The sequence below is a fragment of the Streptomyces sp. NPDC097617 genome, from assembly GCF_044761485.1.
Lineage (GTDB): Bacteria > Actinomycetota > Actinomycetes > Streptomycetales > Streptomycetaceae > Streptomyces.
The window spans coordinates 321286-336483 of sequence record NZ_JBIWCL010000002.1; the positions used below are offsets into that span (position 1 = coordinate 321286).

Here is a 15198-nt window from a genome sequence, read left to right on the forward strand (position 1 = left end):
CTGGCTACTCGCTGACGTGAGGACAGATGAGCTCGGCCAGTTCCCGCTCCCACACTTTCAGGTAGTCGCCGTCAGTCTCAGTCACCACCGATGACACCAGTGGCTCGCTGATCTCCAGGAAGGCGGTGATGTCCGGGCGCGCCACCGACAGCAGTGCTGTGCCTTCCGGGGATCGCAATCGGACGTGGACGCGTTGGACCTTGCCGGTCTCCGCCTCCGGTACCGGGTTGGGTGCTGTCGGCCACACGATCACGTCTCCGATCCCGACGCTGTTGTGCAGGCCGTCGGCCAGGAGCTCCCGGGCGAACGTCCAGCGCACTTCATCGTCGGTTCCGGCATAGAAGACGACCGTGATCGCATGCCTGTCGGCCTGGCTGCAGATCATCGTCACGGGCAGGCGTTCTCCCGTATCGCCCTCGTGGAAGTGCACGCGCATCCACAGTCTCGCTCGATGCTCGCCGCCCTCCTTTCCCTTCTTGCTCCACAGCAGCTCGCCCGCGCCCTCCACCAGGCCTTCGCCCTCAACCGGATCCGGACCGCGTCGCGAGGGCTCAGGCCCGGGTTCGAACCCTGTCCGCTCCGCACGTGGTACGAGGATCGAGCTACCGGGCCAGACGGTGTACTCGTCCAGGTTCGGCGGAGTCGACGCCTGGGCCGGAATGGACTGCCGGTGCACCCCACCGAGATCCACGGCCAACTCCGCTGCGACCAGCAGCGACGCGGACGGGAGCGTCAGATCGGGAAGCGTTTCCGGGCGCGCCTCGAACAGCCCGGTCCCCTCTCTCCCCTCACACATGGTGAGCGCATTCCATCCCGGCAGGCTTCGCCATCCGTCTGCCGGTCGGCCCGGTGGCCATGCGAACGCTTCGTTCCGCTCCCTGAACGGATCACCGGCAAGCTGCGGACGAACCCATCGTGCAGGAGGCGGAGCGTGCAGCAGATCGGTCAGACACGCCTGCGGGATCATGCCGGCGCTCACCAAGGCACGCACGACCAACCCCCGCACGGCCAGTGCCGGATCGGCGCCGGGCAACATCGCCGAACCGCGCGCCGATTGCGGTTCGGACAGCCTGCCGGGTGCCTTGCGACACTTGCACACCTCCAGCAAGAGGCGCTGCGGGCCTTCGTCGAGGCAGGCTGGCGGCTGATCCTTGGCCTCCACATTCCAGGACCCGTGGCCGAGGTGCAGGAGGTAGTCCGGTTCGGGACGCGGCTGCTCGGGCCAATCGGCGCGGCGCGGCCAGGGAAGTGCCGCTTCGCCGGCAGTCCACAGGAAGCGTCGGCGCCACGGACGTTCGTCTCTCACCGCTCCCCGCAGCCCACCCCGAACGAGGCTGACGTACGCCTCGCTCTCGACCGGCCCACGGGGAACAAGCAACAGAACGCCGTCCCCTCGGTCCGCTTGCAGAGGATGCCCGTAGCGCCACGACGCACCGCCCCCGTCATGGAGGACTTGCTCGGCAAGGAGTGCCAGAATCCGGCGCCGCACGGAAGCGGTGCCTTCGTCGCGTGAGCTCAGCCCGCAGTAGCCGATGAGCACGATCTGCGACAGTCCGGGCGCGAGTCTGTACCTGCTCCGGAGTTCGCGGAGTTCAGAAGCGAGGGCGCTCATGGAGGTGCTCACCGCGCCCTCACCTGTGGAGGTGGCCCCGTCGGCCTCCGCGCCGATGCGAGGCGCTGCGGCGGCGGCCACGTCCAGGGCCTCGCCGTCGTCTTCGTCCTCGCCGTCGTCGAGTAGCAGCGGTGTCGCGTCGTCGGTCGCGGCGACGGCGTCTCGCAGCCGCCCGCGGGTGCCCTCGTCCATGCCGGTGGCGCAGGTTTGCACGTGGGGTGCTCCGAGGCTGGACGCGGCCATCAAGGCCGCGAACTCGGCGTCCTCAGCGGTGCTGTGCATCGTGTCGTCCTTGTCAACACTCATCGTGCTCCCCCCTCCTCCAGCCCGACTCGAATCGAGCGGCTGGCGGAAACCTTCGTGCGGGCGCGGGCGAGGCGCCCCTCCAGTGCCCTCGTCGTCAGTCCGACCTCTGCCGCGGCCTCCACCTGGGAGTAGCCCAGGGTCATCAGCGCGAGCGCTCGGCGCAGCTGCTCGTCGGGCAGGAGCGGCCTCAGGCGGGCGATGTCGTCGTGCACGGCGGCGATGTGGGCGGGATCGGTGGCGCGCTGGTCGGGAATATCACGCTGCGCGCACAGGACGTCGTCCTCTCCGGCCGCGCGGTGGTCGAGCTCGGACTGTCCGAGGCGGTAGGTCTTGTACCACTTGACGTATACCGGGTTGAAGGCCAGCAGACCGGCACCGACGAAATAGGTGGGCAGGCTCGCGCCGCCCTCGGGCGTCCACTTGCCGCGGACGAGTCCGTGCTCGCGGAAGAGCGTGCTGCCTTTGATGACGGTGTCGGTGACGACCTGGCTGCGTTCGTCGTCGGCCCACGCGGTGGTCACCATGGTCGCGGGGACGGGCCGGCCGGCACGGGCCACGCGGTCGAAGATCTGTCCGGTCGCGCTCCAACCGCTCAGGATGCGCCAGCCGTACTCCATCAGTGTCTGCATGAACTGGCGGTAGTGCGGGCCTTCGAAGCCCTTGCGCCGTAAGAAGGCGATCATGGCGGCGTCGGCCTGACGACGTTGATCACGGGCAGCGGCGCTTTCGCCGCCGGCTTCGGCGAGGGACGCTTCCAGGGCTCTCAGGGAGCGGCCCACGTGGCCGGTCGCCTCACACAGGGGGTCACGGTGGTGAGCGCGTCCCTCACAGGCCTCATCCAGCACATCCGCTCCCTTGCGCTCGCCCGTACCTCGTGAGCAGGGCCGTTCGGCCGTCCGCTTCATGAGGTCATAGGCGGCCGCCGGGCGCTTCCCCCCGCTCCAACCGCAACAAAATTATGTGACATGGCTCACCAAGGGGGGCCGGGGTGCTGCTGCCTAAACCTGAAGTGACGGCCACCGCAGGAGCGGTAGCCGCGACCGACACACGCCGGAGGCCTACGGTGACCACGCCCGCCGCACACGGACACCCCACCCCGCCCGCCCAGCCGCAGGCAACCGCCCCGGCCCCGGTCGCGGCCCCGGTCCCCACCCAGCCGTGCGCACACACCCCGCACACCCCACACGCCACGCCGGCACCCCAAGGACCAGCCGACCCCCACCCGCCCCAGGCGACAACAGGTCCCGGCGGCGCCCTGATCGGCCTGCGCAGCGCACTGGTCCTCGTGCTCGGCATCCTCGTCGGCACCGGCGCCGGCGTCCTGACCTACCTCGCGCAGCACAACACCGCGACCTCCGTCCTCGCCGGCGGCGCCGCCTTCGCCGGCTCCGTCCTCTTCTTCCACAACATCATCGCCGGCTAGAACACCCACCCGGCCCGGCGAGCCGGCCCCTCCCCCCGTGACCGAACCGCACCGCCCCCGCCCCCTCCCCCCATCGGGGGCGGGGGCGCGGGAGTTGCCCGGCATCGTCGTGACCGGCGCTGCGCCGGCAGCGGCTCTGCCGGAGGGCTCAGCGCCACCGGACCTCCACCGGATCCCTCGGCGGAACGCGCGCCCCTTCGTCAGCCGAGGATCTCGGCGATGTCCGCCCGAAGACGCCGGTAGTCCTCCGGGTGCTCCGATGCCCACTGGCCCGCGTCCTCGAAGGCCTGCCGGGCCAGTTCCGCGGCCCGGTCCGGCCAGCCGGCCCAGGCGTACATCCAGATCAGTCCCATCGACGCGCTCGTCGTGGACGGGTGGTTCCGGCCGGGGGAACGCCGCGCCGCGCGCACGGTGCACTGCTGCATCTCCAGGGCCTCGCCGGAACGCCCGTTGTTCCACAGGCGGTTCGCTCGCTCCGTGCGGACGTACAGTTCCGATTCGGCGTCGTACCGGGTGAGGACACCGGAGGCCAGGAGGAGGAGCACGGCCACCAGGACCACGTACGGTCCGGGTCCCGTGGAGAGATCGAGCAGCCGCCCGGCGCGGTCGCCGACGGTGCCGGTCTCGGCGAGGTCCAGTGCCGCCCAGGCACCTCCCAGGACCGCCGCCCCGATCAGTGTCGCGCGGTGCACGCTCCGGCCCCGGCCGATCAGCAGGAGGCCGGCCGCCCAGAGCGCGGCGGTGCCGGTGAGGACCACGACCAGGGCGTCCCCGCCCGGGAGTCCGGCCCGCGATCCCAGGGCAGGGGCGCCGGTGGCGGCGTCCGGGTGGAAGCCGCAGGACAGGGTGTCGCTGTCGGCCCCGACGACCCATGGCAGTACGGCGCCCAGCAGCATCAGGATCGCCCCGGCCAGGCCGAGGGCGGCCGGGAGCCGCTGCGGGGTGACCAGCGAGGACAGTACGGCGGCGGCCCGGCCCTTGGCGCCGGTGAGGGCCTTCACCCGCCCAGCCTGACGACATCGGTGGTGTAGGTGGTGACGGCGATGTACACGACCACGGGCACGAGCAGGACGGCGGCCGGTGAGAGCAGCCAGGCGCCGAGCGGCCGCAGCCTCGTGGTCCGCAGTCTGCGGGAGGTCCACAGCAGGGTGCCCGGGAGGAGCAGGAGCAGGGTGATCAGGGAGAGCGCGAAGCGGATCGGGCTGTCCCCGGGGACCGGGAAGAGGGAGGCGAGCGGGGAGTCGTACGTCAGCCCGTCCACTCCCGCCGCGAGCCCCTGCAGGACCAGGCCCACCACGGCGATCGGGGCGAGGATCAGCGCCGACAGCAGCAGGGTCCCGTCGCCGCTCGACGAGCGGGGCGCTCCGGCCGGTGGGGGCGAGGTGGTGCCCCCGAACATGGCCGAGGCCCTGTCCCGTTCCTCGCGGTAGGCGAGCTGGCGAGTTCGCCGAGCAGGCGAGGGGAACGCCCGTCGGCGAGCTCGCCACGGGGTTGACGGCCGTGGCCCTGGACGACGCCGGCGACGGGGAGTACCCGCCGAGTGCGCGGGCCAGGCTGGCTGCTGTCGATGCGGCTCTGGACCGGATCCGTACGCGCGCGGCGGAGACGGGCGAGCCCCTCCTGGACCAGCCGAACGGCCTGGCGCTGCGGACGCTGCGCGCGCTGGCCGCCGAGGACCGGCAGGCCTTCGACGCCGCGCTGGCCGACCTCCTGGTCCGGCACAGCACGCTGCACGGTCCAACGGCCTCTCCGAGCAGCCTTCTGCCGCTCGTCCCCCTCGCCCTGGCCGCGCTCGCGTACCGGACGCTCGGCTGGGCACCGGCCGTTCACACCGACTACCTCCCGCACGCGCTGGTCACCGGCTTCGAGAACCGGGGCCCGCGGGTCGCAGGGTTCGGCCGGCACCGGCGGCCGGACGCGGTCGCCGCGCTCGCCGCGGGACCGCTGGTGGTGGAGCGGCCCGCCTGTGAGCGCGAGGGGATCCCGCGGGTCGAGGCCATGTACGAGGAACACCTGCGGGAGGCGTTCACCCCCGCCGACGGGAAGCCCCTCGGCCGTCTGGCGGCTCGGCAGCGTGATGGGCGATCAGCAGCGCCTCTTCCAGTGGCGGGCGGGGAATCCCGGCGACATTGTGGGCGCCCAGCTCGCCACCCTTCGGCTGGCCTCTCGCGTGGGGGCGGCCCTGTTCCGCATCGCGCTGGCGGAGCCGGGCATCGAGGTCGAGGTGAGCATCGACGGCCGCACGCTGCGCTACCGGGCCAAGCGTGGCGAGGACGCCGGTGCCGGGAGCTGGCAGACGGCCACCGCCTTCGCCCTGATCACCGGCGCACGCGAGGACCTCGCCCCGCTGGTCCTCACCGGCCCGGCCTTCGCCCGCCCGGACGGCTCCGCCTTCGCCGCGTACCGCGAGGCCCTCCACGCCTACCTGAAGGGCGCCGAGCCCGAAGCGGCAGCGCAGCGGGCGCTTCAGGAGGCCGAGAAGGCCAGGGACTGGGGCTTCGCGATGCCTCCGGCCGTACTGCTCTCTCAGCTCGTGGAGGGCGATGAGGAGAGCTTCAACCTCGCCCTGGCCGACGCGCTCGAAGCCCACCGCGCGTACTACGAGGTCGCCGACCGCGCCGACCATCCGGGGGTCTCCGTCAACCTCGACATCCTCGCGCTGGCCTGCCACGCCCGCCGTCGCGGCTGGGACATCCGCGTCGAATCCCCGTACCTCCCGCAGGAACTCCTGCGGGCCGCTGAACCCTTCTAGGGCCTGTGTCATGTCGTGATCAGCGCTGCGAGCCGGGGCCCTGCCAGCACGTGTTCGGTCTCCGGCTCCGGCTGCACGGCGTCGATCACGGCGATGAAGGCGCGCTCGGTTCGGTCGCCGTCGCGAGCCGCGACGGCCTCCTCCAGCTCGGACACGGTGGCGTTGAGGCTCGAAGCCTTCCGCTTCCGCTTGAAGATCACCGGTATTCGTGAGGCCAGAGGTTCGTCCGGCGTCATCGCGGAGGGGCATCGGCGTAGCGTGAGCAGTCGGCCTTCGTCGTTGTCGGCCCGCATGCGATCCTCTGCACAGAATCGCCGGTGCCAGATGGCCGATACTGGGCACGATCGCTTCTGTTCTCGCACTCTGCCGACTCAGGAGCCGGGACCTCGTGGAACCCCTCTACCCGCTTGCGCTCGGCCCTGAGTGATCGAGTTCATCAAGACGACCTTCGCAGGGCCGCCCTCGGTGATCCAGCCGCAGCGCGGGGCGCCCAGGGCATGGCAACGGCCGCGCCCCCGGCTGCCGACCAGGACGACCGGGACGACCGGGACGGCCAGGACGACCAGGACGACCGGGAGGACCGGGAGGACCACGCGGGTCCCTGCGACAGGCCGTCCCGGGCGGTGGGGAGCGCAGGGGTCAGGGGCGGCCCAGCAGTGCGACGCCCGCGGCGGTGTCCGCACGGGCGGTGAAGAAGTCGACGAAGGCGGCGACGAACTCCTCCTCGCTGATCCGGCCGTCGCCGTCCCCGTCCAGTTGCCGGAAGGCATCGTTCAGCTCGGCGGGGTGGACGCGCGGGCCGCCGAACAGGACGCGGTACTCGTCCGCGCAGAGATATCCGCTGCTGTCGGTGTCGGCGGTCCGGAACAGAACGCGTACCGCCGGGCCCAGGCCCCGGTCGAGGTATTCCGGATCCCGGTCGATGCCCCCCAGCATCGCGGACACGAACTCGGCGCACTCCACCGCGCCGTCGCCGTCCGCGTCCATGCCCTCGCGCAGTTGCTCCCACCAGGACTCGAAGGCTGCGTAGAGCCGGTCCTCGCGCTCGACGGGAAGCTCCAGCTGCCAGCACACGTTGTGGACCATCGCCTGGAGGTCTGCGGAGTCCACCCGCCCGTCACCGGTCTGGTCGAGCACCTGGCGGAAGAACGCCTCCAGCCGCGCCGGGCGGGAGTCGTAGGTGCGGGGCCGGGGCAGGCTCGGGGCCGCCATGGGCCGCCGGGAGGCGGGTTGCTTCCCGGCTGCCTGTTCGTCGTCGCCGGACTGGCCGCGGTAGCGCAGGCGGTCCGGCAGGCGGGTCATCACCTGCCGCATTCCGCGGTGCAGTGTCCAGGACAGGGCTGCGGCGGTACGGGTGCGGGGCATGCCGAACCGCTCGTGCCAGGCCGGCGGCAGGTCGGCGACGGTCAAGCTGGTCAGCACGCTCGCGGCGACGGTGCGCACCAGTGGCCAGACGGGCCGCAGCCGTCCGAGTCGACGGGGTGCGGGCGCCTCGCGCAGCATCTCGAAGAGCAGGTAGCGGACCTGGTCGCCGACCTCGAGGACCTCCCGGACGGTCCGGTCGACGTACGCGGGTACGTCGGCGGCGGTCGCCGGGAGGAACTCGCCGGGGATGCCGAGGGCCGCGCAGACCTCGGTGAACTCCGCGTACAGCGCGTCGAGTTCGGTCGGTTCGAGGGGATCACCGGACAGTTCGCGCATGGCCGTCATGGCCTCGTACAGCGTCACCATCACCCAGGCGCGGACCTCCGGGTCCTCCGCGCTGTACGGGCGGCCGGCGTCGTCGGTGCCGCGGATCCGGCGGTGCGCGCGCTCCAGCCGGGCGACTTCGCGCTGCCGTTCCTCGGGCCCGGCGAAGAACAGCCGGCTGCCGCTGTCCATGGTGTGCTCGATCCGCCGCCAGGGGTGGGCCCGGTAGGTGGAGTAGCGGGCGGTGCCGGCCGCGACGGCCGGGTGCGCGGTCTGCAGGACGAGCAGCCGCCAGGCCACCAGCCCGATGCGCCATTCGCCGAGGGTCTGGCGCAACAGGCCGTCGGTGGCGGGTAAAGAGGTAGGCGTCACGCGGTACTCCTGAGAAAGAGGGGGCCAACAGGAGCACAACGCCGCACATGCGGGGGAGGTTGCGACCGGCGGACGGGCACCCGCGAAAGCCGACCCGGCGCCCGGGCAGGGCTGACGCGAACACCACCGAGGGCGGGGCCATGTACGCGGATCCGGCCTCACCGCCCGGCGTTGGTCGTGAGCATCACCGCCGGCATCACCTCGGCCTGCCGCACCATCCCCTGGGCCGGCGTCCTGGACGCCGTCACCAGGGGTTCCATCATCGCCTTCCACACCGTCGCTCCCGCCTACGGGAGCGCGCCGTCGACCTCGCAGGAGGCCATCGTCCGGTACCGCAGCCAACAGCCCGGTGGGGTGGGGTCCCGACCGCTCCGGGGCACTCGCAGGATGACCGTTCGATCATTGCATTCGCAGATTGTTACGGGGGCTCGAGTGAGCATGACGTCCTTCGACGCGGAGTGGGCAGGCCTCAAACAGGGCACCGCGGCCGACCCGCAGATGCGGCTGGCGAGTGCCGCACCCGACGGTGGGGGCGGCGGCGGGGCCGACACCGGCGAGGTGCGTGCGGGAGCCAAGGACTACCTCGACCACATCAAGCCCCCGCCGCCCAAGGACGAGAAGAGCCACACCACGATCATCGGCCACAGCTACGGCAGCACCGTCCTGGGCGCCGCCTCCAACGCCGGCGACCTGCGCGCCGACGACATGATCGCGGTCGGCAGCCCCGGCATGCTGGTCGAACACGCCAAGGACCTCGACACGGGCGAGGGCCACGTATGGTCCCAGGCGGCCTCCACCCTCGACGACCAGGTACCCCTCGGCGGGAAGGTCGCAGGTCTCGGCGGCCCCACCGACTGGTGGGAGGAGATGTCGCCGTTCGGCACCGTATGGGGATCGAACGTGCCCTCCGACGAAGATTTCGGAGCGAATATCATGACGAACGACGCCGACAGCCACACCGACTACTGGAGAGACCACTCCTTGAGCATCGAAAACCAGGCGAACGTGGTCGCCGGCCGCTACGACAAGGTCCAGCGTGGCTGACACCGGGGCAACCGGCGGCACCGGCCGCACCCGCCGCATCCGCCGAACCGCCAAAACGATCAGGGCCACCGCACTCGCCGTCGTCCTCACCGGCCTGCTGTCGACACTGTCCGTGGGGTGTTCCAACGTGAAAGAACTCAACTACACACCGGCGAGGATGGACCCCGAACCGGCCCGCGCGAGGACCAAGCAGGTCTCCAGCAGCCTCCTGGAGATGACCGGCGTCAAGGGCAAGGTGACCGAACCCGGCCCGAGCGTCACCCGCTGCCGGGAATTCGGCGACGACCTGTTCTCCATGTCGCACCCCTGGTCCGTCTACGAGATCACGGACGAACAGGTCGACACCGGCATGACCAACCTGCGCAAGGCACTCAACGGCAGCGGCTGGAAGATCACCAAGGACGGCAAGGCCAAGAGCCAGGCACAGGACCCCGAGATCTATGCCGAGAACGATGCCGAACAGTTCGCCCTCCACGTCACCGGCAGCAAAAAGTCCGCCACCGGTGACCCCATGATCCTCTTCAAGGTCGTCTCGAAATGCTTCACGGCGGAATCCGCGAAGTCCCTCGACGGCGAATACTGATACGACGCGCCGCGCAGAGACTTGCTCCCGGTCGGCGTCGCATGTGACTCCCCCACCGGCAGCCGTTCCGGTCCGGGCCGGGGCGGTACCGGAACGTGCGAGAGCGGCCCGACGCTTCGATCCGCTACCACCGGGCCTCCACCCCATGAGCGAAGCACGTCCGTACACCCGCCCCCGGCGTCAGGCGGTAGCGGCCAAGCGGGCTCCGGCGGCGGCCCGTACCTCGGGGCACTCCATCGGGTCGTCGCGCAGCGCGGCGATTCGTTCCGTGGTCTGCGGTCTGCGGGGCGCCGAGGCGATGCCGGGCAACCGTGCCCGCTCCTCGCAGTCCCAGAGCGACTCCGTGTACGCGTCGTCCAGGCCGGTCGGGTCGATCGCGGCGAGCGCGCGCAGGTAGTCGGCCCGTTCGTACGAGTGCGGGGTGTGCAGCCAGTAGGCCCAAAGGACGGGTGCGGCTTCGGCGGCTTCGGGTCCGAAGCGGGCCAGTCGCTTCGCTGTCACGTCCGGGCCGCACCAGCTGCGCGCCTGCCACTGGTCGGCGAGTTCGGCCACGAGCCCCGGTAGTGCCTCGGGGCCGGGGTGGTCGGCGAGGACGTCCGTGCCCAGCCGGGCCAGCCACTCCCGCTCGTCCACGGCCCATCCGCGGGCGGCCGGCACGGCGAGGGGTCCCAGCCGGTTGACCGCTCGCCGGACATAGGGCAGGGCCCGGCGGCCGTTGCCGGTGCCGGTGCCGAGTGAGGGGACCAGTGGAATCAGTCGCTCGGTCGGCCCGCGGCCGGACAGTGCTCGCAGTGCGTCGACCTTGGTCTCGGGCTCCGTGCCGTCGTCGGCCAGCAGGCCGAGCAGCTCCTCGCCGCTCAGCCCGCTCAGGGATGGCCGCGGAGGCACCGGGCTCCCCGCTACCTCGATCCCGAACCCGCCGCGACGGAGCGCATCCTGGCGGTGCTCCGCCGGCCGGACTCGTAGGGATACTGATCTTCATGTATGCCAACGTCACCGCCGCCCTTGAGCGCGCCGCCGGGCACCGGGCGCGCTTCGACGCCCGGTTCGAGCAGTACTTCGACGGCCTCGACGAGCGCTTCGACGTCCCGGTGCCGAGCCGGTACGTTCCCCGGTGCCTGGAGCTCCTGCGGGAGTTCTCGATGCGCGGCGGCAAGCGGCTGCGGGTCGTCCTGCTGTACGAGGCGGCCCGGCTGGTCACCACCGACGAGGCGGCGGGGCTCGCGGAGGCGGCGCTGAGCATTGAACTGCTGCAGACGCACGGGCTCGTCCACGACGACATCATCGACGACGCGCCCCTGCGCCGCGGCGGACCCTCGACCTACTACGCGTACCGCCGCGAGTTCCCCGACCACGGGGCCACCGCCCTCGGGCTCGCGATACTCGCCGGGGACCTCGCCGCGTTCCTTTCCACCCAGGTGCTGCTGGAGGCCGATGCTCCCGCCGAGCTGCGGCAGGCCCTGCTCGCCGTCCACACGCGTACCGCGGCGGAGACCGTGGCCGGGCAGCTCGCCGATCTGGAGCGGGACGCGCACGCACTGCCCGACGAGGAGTTCCTGCACACCGTCACCGACTTCAAGAGCGCGCGGTACTCGATCCTCGCGCCGCTGACGATGGGCCTGCTGGCCGCGGGCGAGGACCCGGCGCCGCACCGTGCCCGACTGCACCGGTACGCGCGGCTGGTGGGCATCGGCGAGCAGATGCGCGACGACTTCATCGACCTGTTCGGCCCGCCCGGCAACGACCCTGCGGACGAGGTGAAGTCCACCGGGGCCGACATACGCTCGGGCCGCCGCACCTACGCGGTCCGCGCGCTTCTGGCCTCCGTGAGCGGGGCCGAGGCGGCGCTCGTCGAGGCCGCGCTCGGCGATCCCGGCTGCTCGGCGGCCACCCTCGGCCGGATCAGGGAGATCGCCCGCGCCGCCGGCGTGGACCGGAGGCTGAAGGCGGAGGTCCGGCGGTACGCGGAGCAGGCCTCCGCCGAGGCCGCGTCCTGGCAGCCGTACTGGCGTGCGGAGGCGGTGGAGTTCTTCCGCGGCCTGCCGATGTGGAACGTGGACCGGATGCCCTGAGCGGCGACGGAAACCGTCACCCGGCGCAGGCGTCGGCGTCCGCCCGGGCGCCGGCGCCTTCGTCGAAGCCCTTGGCGAGCAGCCGGACGGCCAGCGTCACCTCCCAGGCGAAGACGGGGAGGGCGGCGAGCGAGCCCGCCACCGAGACCTGCTCGTAGACCCCGAACAGTACGGCCGTCGCCGAGGCGCAGATCATCGCCCCGCCGACCAGCCCGAGGACGGCGAGGGACCGCGGCACGAGCCGCGAGGTGTACATCAGGGCGGCCAGTACCAGGGTGTTGGCGCCCAGCACGAAGTTCGGCCCGAACAGGAACGTCCAGTCGTGGAAGGCCACCAGGGCCTTGCCGACCGTGATCAGCGAGGTTCCGTCGGCACCCGCCGCGCCCTCGGCCTGCTTCCTGAGCGTCACGACCGACAGCACGCTGATGATGCCCACGACGATGACGGCGGCCTCCAGCAGCCGCCCGCAGACGTAGCCGACGGCGGCCCCCTCGTTGCGCTTCCGCAGGACCGGGTACAGCGCGGCCCCGGTGCCCGCGACCGCGAGGGCGAGCACGAACTCGCACAACGCACCCAGGAACGCCCGGGGATCGGCGCCCGGACCGACGATGTACGCGGCGTCGTGCAGGACGGGTCGGTAGAGCGCGAGGCCGCCGATCGCGGCGACCTCGGTGACGAGGAACAACACACCGGCGACGACCGCGATTCTCCTGGTTGAGCTCATACGGAAAAGACCCCCCTCGATGGGTGTACGGCGTACACCCGACAGTTGGCGCCCACCCTAGGTGTACGCCGTACACTCGTCAAGGCGGGCCACCGGCCGCGCCACCCCGGGAACGGAACGAGGGAGAAGCCCACATGCCCGAGCAGCCGCAGGAACCACGCCGGACCCCCCTGAGCCGGGACCGGGTGCTGCGCGCCGCCGTCGCCTTCGCCGACGGCTCCGGGATCGAGGCGCTGAGCATGCGCCGGCTCGCCCAGGAGCTCGGCGTCGTACCGATGGCGCTCTACAAGCACGTGGCCAACAAGGAAGAGCTGCTGGACGGCATGGTGGAGGTGGTGGTCGCGGAGATCGGGGGCCAGGTACCCGGATCCGACTGGAAGAGCGCGGTCCGCGGGCGGATCCTCGGAGCGCGCGGCGCCCTGCTGTCGCATTCCTGGGCGGCCCAGGTGATCCGGTCGCGCGCCACCCCGACCCCGGCCGTACTCGCGTACCTGGACTCGGTGATCGCGATGTTCCGGGCCGGCGGCTTCTCGCTCGACCTCACCCACCACGTGATGCACGCCCTGGGCAGCCGGGTGCTGGGATTCACCGAGGAGCTGTTCGACGACCCGGCGAGCACCGCGCCGCAGGACGACCGGGCAAGCACGCCGTGGGACGACCGGGCGCAGGCGGCCGCGTACGAGGAGACGGCCCGGCGCTACCCCCATGTCGCCGAGCTGGCCCGGTCGGTGGCCCACGACCGGGGGTCCGTCGTGGGACAGGGCTGCGACGACGCGTTCGAGTTCGCGTTCGCGCTGGACCTCCTGCTGGACGGGTTCGAACGGCTCCACGCGCGGGGCTGGACCTCCGCGCCCTGAGGCATCGCACGGGCCCCGCCGCGCCCCGGGTCAACACCGGGGGCCTCTGATCATCCCCAGGGGCGCGGTGAATCCCGTCGGGCGGATCTGCCGCGCCCGGGCCCGCGCCCGCCCCGTGGATCCGGGTGGTGCGGGCCTCCAGTACCCGATCGGCCCTGCGCGAGAAGGAGTCCACCGCACACGGACGGCCTCCGGAGCGGGCGGAAACGATCACATTCGGTGCCACCATGCCACCGCACACAGCGGGTTACGGGCGGGCACGGTCGCAGGGCCGGTGCGCAGGGACGAGAGGTACGGAAAGTGGCGCCTCGGGCGGTCGAGAAAACGGATCAGCGTCTCCCCATGCGGGAGGATGCGGACGCGGGCGGCGAGAGGCCTCTCCCCCTGCCGGCGCCCCGGCCCTCGGACCCGGCTCCGGAGCGGACCGACGCCGAGCTGCTCATCGCCGCCTCGGTCCTGCTCGCGGACGCGGCCCTGACGGCCAGGCAGTCGGGCGCCGAACTCACAGGGGCTCTGTTCAGCCGGCGGTTCGCACTGGAGGCCCTGCGCCGCCCCGGCTGGGCGCTCGGCACGGCGGTGGCCTGCGCCCGGGCGCTGACCAGCCCGTCGGGGCTCGGGTTCGGCGCCAATGGCGGCCTGGTCGGCGAACTGGCCCGGATGGCCGGGAGCGTGGCCCACCGGCGCCCCGCCAAGGTGGCGATGGCCGTGGACGCCTTCGCCCTGCGCATCAGGGCGGCCGCCGTCGAGCACCCCAACCTGGACGCGCCGCCGGCCCGGCGCGTCACCGACGCGATGGTCGCCGGGAACCGGCTGGAGGCGCTGCGCGCCATGGGCGCGCTGATCGAACTGCTCGGCGTGACCCGCGCCCTGACCACGATCAGCCCGGTGATCATGGAATTGCTGGCGCTGCTCGGGATGCTCGACGAGAACCCGGTCAACGACGAGTTCTCCTGGGTGACGCTCGCCGGAGGAGTGCCGACCACCGACCCCTTCCTCGGCCTGCCCAGTTCCGTGCTGGGGTTCCTCAACCCCGGGCCGGGCCGCGCCGAGCGCACCGAGCCGGACGCGATCCTCGCGAAGGTCCTCGCCACCTCCCGCAACGACATCGTCAGCTACGTCAACGACATCGGGGCCCTCGGCAACCACGGCCTGGTACTGCTGCGCCGCGTCGCCTGCACCGACGGCGCCGTCCGGCACGTCCTGCTGCTGCCGGGGACGAGCTTCGGGCTGCTGAGCAACAGCACCCCGCAGGACCTCGTCGGCGCCTTCGACGGGCTGCTGCGCACGGACACCACGTACACGCGCGCCGCGAAGAAGGTGCTGCTGCGCGCCGGGGTCCCGGCCGGCTCGGACCTGATGATCGTCGGACACAGTCTGGGCGGGCTCACCGCGATGAACCTCGCGACCGACGTGGAGCTGTCGTCCACCAACCGGGTCACCCATGTGATCACGCTGGGCTCCCCCATCGACGGCAAGCGGCCCGCCGACCACACCACTCAGGTGGTCAGCCTCGTCAACAAGCACGACGTGATCCCGATGCTGGACGGGCGGGGACCGGCCTCGCCCAACGACATCCCCGAGAGCTGGGTCGAACTGGCCTGGCTGGACGAGTCGTACGACTACCCGCTGTCGCACGCCCCGCAGGCGTACTCCGACACCCTGCGCGGAGAGCTGACGCACTACCGGGAGCAGGTCAACAAGCTGATCAGCGCCTACGACGGTGAAGTCGTCGGCAACCAGCCGTACATGCTCCGCGACAAGTGA

The 15198-nt window shown here is 71.9% G+C and carries 15 protein-coding genes and 1 pseudogene; 8 read left to right on the top strand and 8 right to left on the bottom strand.

The genetic code is table 11. The features are described from left to right. Window positions 1-4: 4 nt before the first annotated feature. Both ACIQZO_RS04760 and ACIQZO_RS04765 read right to left on the bottom strand, forming a co-directional pair. On the bottom strand, window positions 5-1918 hold the full coding sequence (locus ACIQZO_RS04760; RefSeq protein WP_403620106.1) for an SsgA family sporulation/cell division regulator: 1914 nt from the start codon (window positions 1916-1918) through the stop codon (window positions 5-7). Next, window positions 1915-2697, bottom strand: a complete 783-nt coding sequence (locus ACIQZO_RS04765; RefSeq protein ID WP_403620108.1) for a sigma-70 family RNA polymerase sigma factor — start codon at window positions 2695-2697, stop codon at window positions 1915-1917. Before ACIQZO_RS04765 ends, ACIQZO_RS04760 begins: the two co-directional genes overlap by 4 nt. Before the next feature lie 284 nt (window positions 2698-2981). On the opposite strand from ACIQZO_RS04765, the gene ACIQZO_RS04770 reads away from it, so the two are divergent. After that, window positions 2982-3341: a hypothetical protein gene (locus tag ACIQZO_RS04770; protein ID WP_403620111.1), complete on the top strand. Its 360-nt coding sequence runs from the start codon at window positions 2982-2984 to the stop codon at window positions 3339-3341. 200 nt (window positions 3342-3541) lie between these two features. Here the strand turns inward: ACIQZO_RS04770 and ACIQZO_RS04775 are convergent, their stop codons facing one another. Together ACIQZO_RS04775 and ACIQZO_RS04780 are read right to left on the bottom strand one after the other, a co-directional pair. Further along, window positions 3542-4342 (bottom strand): hypothetical protein, encoded by an 801-nt coding sequence (locus tag ACIQZO_RS04775; RefSeq protein ID WP_403620114.1) that lies wholly within the window; start codon window positions 4340-4342, stop codon window positions 3542-3544. Next, the gene (locus ACIQZO_RS04780; RefSeq protein WP_403620117.1) at window positions 4339-4740 is read right to left on the bottom strand and encodes a hypothetical protein; all 402 of its coding nucleotides are present in this window, start codon (window positions 4738-4740) and stop codon (window positions 4339-4341) included. Before ACIQZO_RS04780 ends, ACIQZO_RS04775 begins: the two co-directional genes overlap by 4 nt. Window positions 4741-4841: 101 nt before the next feature. On the opposite strand from ACIQZO_RS04780, the pseudogene ACIQZO_RS04785 reads away from it, so the two are divergent. Together ACIQZO_RS04785 and ACIQZO_RS04790 are read left to right on the top strand one after the other, a co-directional pair. Continuing rightward, window positions 4842-5135, top strand: a pseudogene (locus tag ACIQZO_RS04785) (Imm49 family immunity protein); the annotation flags it as partial. 283 nt (window positions 5136-5418) lie between these two features. Beyond that, a complete protein-coding gene (locus tag ACIQZO_RS04790) occupies window positions 5419-6093 on the top strand; it encodes an immunity 49 family protein (RefSeq protein ID WP_403620120.1) in 675 nt (224 codons plus the stop codon). An 8-nt stretch (window positions 6094-6101) separates the two neighbouring features. Here the strand turns inward: ACIQZO_RS04790 and ACIQZO_RS04795 are convergent, their stop codons facing one another. Both ACIQZO_RS04795 and ACIQZO_RS04800 read right to left on the bottom strand, forming a co-directional pair. Then, window positions 6102-6386 carry a hypothetical protein gene (locus ACIQZO_RS04795; RefSeq protein WP_403620122.1) on the bottom strand — a complete coding sequence of 95 codons (285 nt, stop codon included), beginning with the start codon at window positions 6384-6386 and terminating at the stop codon, window positions 6102-6104. Window positions 6387-6732: 346 nt separating this feature from the next. Then, complete coding sequence (locus tag ACIQZO_RS04800; RefSeq protein ID WP_403620125.1) at window positions 6733-8154, bottom strand: oxygenase MpaB family protein; 1422 nt, start codon at window positions 8152-8154, stop codon at window positions 6733-6735. 438 nt (window positions 8155-8592) lie between these two features. Between ACIQZO_RS04800 and ACIQZO_RS04805 the strand changes: the two genes are divergently transcribed. After that, window positions 8593-9198 (top strand): alpha/beta hydrolase, encoded by a 606-nt coding sequence (locus tag ACIQZO_RS04805; RefSeq protein WP_403620883.1) that lies wholly within the window; start codon window positions 8593-8595, stop codon window positions 9196-9198. Then, window positions 9191-9781, top strand: a complete 591-nt coding sequence (locus ACIQZO_RS04810) for a hypothetical protein (protein ID WP_403620128.1) — start codon at window positions 9191-9193, stop codon at window positions 9779-9781. The genes ACIQZO_RS04805 and ACIQZO_RS04810 overlap by 8 nt, the downstream gene beginning before the upstream one ends. A 180-nt stretch (window positions 9782-9961) precedes the next feature. On the opposite strand, the gene ACIQZO_RS04815 is transcribed toward ACIQZO_RS04810, so the two are convergent. Continuing rightward, the gene (locus tag ACIQZO_RS04815; RefSeq protein WP_403620131.1) at window positions 9962-10669 is read right to left on the bottom strand and encodes a hypothetical protein; all 708 of its coding nucleotides are present in this window, start codon (window positions 10667-10669) and stop codon (window positions 9962-9964) included. 92 nt (window positions 10670-10761) lie between these two features. Between ACIQZO_RS04815 and ACIQZO_RS04820 the strand changes: the two genes are divergently transcribed. Next, the gene (locus ACIQZO_RS04820) at window positions 10762-11853 is read left to right on the top strand and encodes a polyprenyl synthetase family protein (protein WP_403620134.1); all 1092 of its coding nucleotides are present in this window, start codon (window positions 10762-10764) and stop codon (window positions 11851-11853) included. Between the two features lie 16 nt (window positions 11854-11869). Here the strand turns inward: ACIQZO_RS04820 and ACIQZO_RS04825 are convergent, their stop codons facing one another. After that, window positions 11870-12577 (bottom strand): DUF4386 domain-containing protein, encoded by a 708-nt coding sequence (locus ACIQZO_RS04825; protein WP_403620137.1) that lies wholly within the window; start codon window positions 12575-12577, stop codon window positions 11870-11872. Window positions 12578-12711: 134 nt separating this feature from the next. Here ACIQZO_RS04825 and ACIQZO_RS04830 point away from each other — a divergent pair, with 134 nt between their 5' ends. Next, the gene (locus ACIQZO_RS04830; protein WP_403620140.1) at window positions 12712-13434 is read left to right on the top strand and encodes a TetR/AcrR family transcriptional regulator C-terminal domain-containing protein; all 723 of its coding nucleotides are present in this window, start codon (window positions 12712-12714) and stop codon (window positions 13432-13434) included. A gap of 342 nt (window positions 13435-13776) precedes the next feature. After that, entirely contained in the window at window positions 13777-15198 is a 1422-nt protein-coding gene (locus ACIQZO_RS04835; protein ID WP_403620143.1) for a hypothetical protein, read from the top strand.